Annotated in this window: 3 protein-coding genes and 1 pseudogene; 1 reads left to right on the forward strand and 3 read right to left on the reverse strand. The window is 62.9% G+C overall.

Translation table 11 applies throughout. The features are described from left to right. Positions 1–346, forward strand: a 346-nt coding sequence (locus WEA77_RS14915; RefSeq protein ID WP_368068660.1) for a M23 family metallopeptidase, incomplete at its 5' end; no start/stop codon positions are given. 170 nt (positions 347–516) lie between these two features. On the opposite strand, the gene WEA77_RS14920 is transcribed toward WEA77_RS14915, so the two are convergent. The 3 genes and pseudogenes from WEA77_RS14920 to WEA77_RS14930 all read right to left on the reverse strand — a co-directional run bounded on the left by WEA77_RS14920 (position 517) and on the right by WEA77_RS14930 (position 1,517). Further along, positions 517–735 (reverse strand): transposase, encoded by a 219-nt coding sequence (locus tag WEA77_RS14920; RefSeq protein ID WP_368068661.1) that lies wholly within the window; start codon positions 733–735, stop codon positions 517–519. Between the two features lie 34 nt (positions 736–769). Then, a pseudogene (locus WEA77_RS14925) lies at positions 770–826 on the reverse strand (hypothetical protein); the annotation flags it as partial. 97 nt (positions 827–923) lie between these two features. After that, positions 924–1,517: an IS66 family transposase zinc-finger binding domain-containing protein gene (locus WEA77_RS14930; RefSeq protein ID WP_368068662.1), complete on the reverse strand. Its 594-nt coding sequence runs from the start codon at positions 1,515–1,517 to the stop codon at positions 924–926. Positions 1,518–1,787 lie beyond the last annotated feature (270 nt).

A 1,787-nucleotide genomic window follows, 5' to 3' on the forward strand; every position in this document is an offset into this window, starting at 1 on the left:
GCGCGTCCGTGAACTTCGATGCCCGCATCGGCCTCGCTCCTTCCAGCCTGGTTCCAGACTACCGGAAACTCCAGCCAGAAACGATCCAGTTTGTTGGGGGCAGAGCAATGGCAACGGCGTCTACACACGCTATGCCCACCTGCAGGAATTCAGCACGGGCCTCGAAGTAGGCAAGTCGGTCAAGGCGGGAGAGGTCATCGCCCTCATGGGCAATACAGCGTCCTACAAAGTCGCGCGCCACCTCCACTACGAAGTGCTGACCGGAGACTGGGGCGCGCAGGCGGGATCGTTTGCGCTGACACCGGTCAATTTGCTGACGCTGCCGGCGGCTAAGGCGGGAAGCTAGCCCGCATTTCTCACAGAGGTCCCGATTGACGATCTTTTGTCTGGGGTTTCCGGATGTTGAGGGGAGCGGGCTTTGGCAGTCACATGCTGGCGTTCACCGCCCGTTTGGGGCGGCGTTCTCTGGTGTTCGGCTTTTCTCCTTCGTTGATTGGATGGGCGAGACGGGGGCGCTCAGGCGCCGGTCAATCGCCGATGCGCCCGGCTCCGCTCTTCAGCCCAGGGATAAGCTGACGCTTCGCCAAACCTGATGCGCCTGACCGAGACCAGGACCCGCGCGCCAACCTTCAGGAGCTTCAGCCGGATTGTGCCGCAGGAGGCGTTCGCGAACTGCGTGCCTGCAAGCGCGGTCTGGCGAAGGGCGCGGGATGAGACCGTACGCCATCGAGGCAAACCACAGGCGCAGCTGGCTGGACGCCGTCTTCGCCGTCCAGGTCCGGCCGGAGAACAGATCTGCCTGGCATTCCTTGATCCGGTCCTCCATGTCCCCGCGGGCGCCGCAGTCTCTGGATTTGAGGGAGGTGGCCACAAAGCGCGGATTGGCCTTGCATCCTGTCTACTCCGCCTTGGCGACAAGCGGCCTAAATGAAGTTCGTACGCACGCGCTTGAAGACGAGGACATGGGCGAGCAGGCCAGGTCCAGGGCGTCCGCGTTCAATCGGCCGGCTGGGTAGCGGCGCCTGGTGGAACCGTTCGCAGCAGGCGCAGGCCATACGTGGGCGGATGATCCGGTTCACGACGAACCGGCCGGGGATATACTCCACCTCTTCGGTCACGTCCTCGCCGACGCGCTTCAGCTTGCCGCCGCACCCCCCGCAGGCGTTACCCGGTTCAAGCACTTGCTCAGTTCTGGGAAGATGATCCGGAAGCGGCTTGCGAACCGGCTTGTCCTTCTGCGCAGGCTCCGGCACTGGCCTGGACACGGGGGGCTCAGCGCTGTGTGAAATCTCGAGATCTTCCAGCATCAGATGGAGTTGCTCGAGGCTCTCGGCTGAGGACCCGAACCGATCGCGGAGCTGCTTGCTGAGGCGCGCCTTGAGCTTGGCGAGCATCAGGGCATGATGGCGCAGCTGTGCTTCGTGGCGAGCGATCTCGGCGTCCCGGGCGGCGACCTTTGCCGACATATCCCGGACGACCGCCTTCAGCACCTCGATGTCATCTGGAAGATCAGCCACGCCCGACATGCAAAGGAATCTACCCTGCTTCGCGCCGTCCGTGAATCGGAAAAATCCCCTCATCCGGTCGTCAGCAGTCTCCAGGTCTGCTGCGTGATCCGCCAGCGGTGCCTTCGAGAAGCATGGCAAGATGAGATGGGCTGAGGTGCACCTTCCCGGCGAGCCCGGAAAGGCCGTCGAATCCCTTGCGCTTATGTGGTGCACCACATAACAGGAATTATGCGGCGGCCATGATTATGCGGAGTTTGTTGTCCGGCCCGATCGATAAGC

The sequence above is a fragment of the Hyphomonas sp. genome (genome assembly GCF_040882205.1).
Taxonomy (GTDB): domain Bacteria; phylum Pseudomonadota; class Alphaproteobacteria; order Caulobacterales; family Hyphomonadaceae; genus Hyphomonas.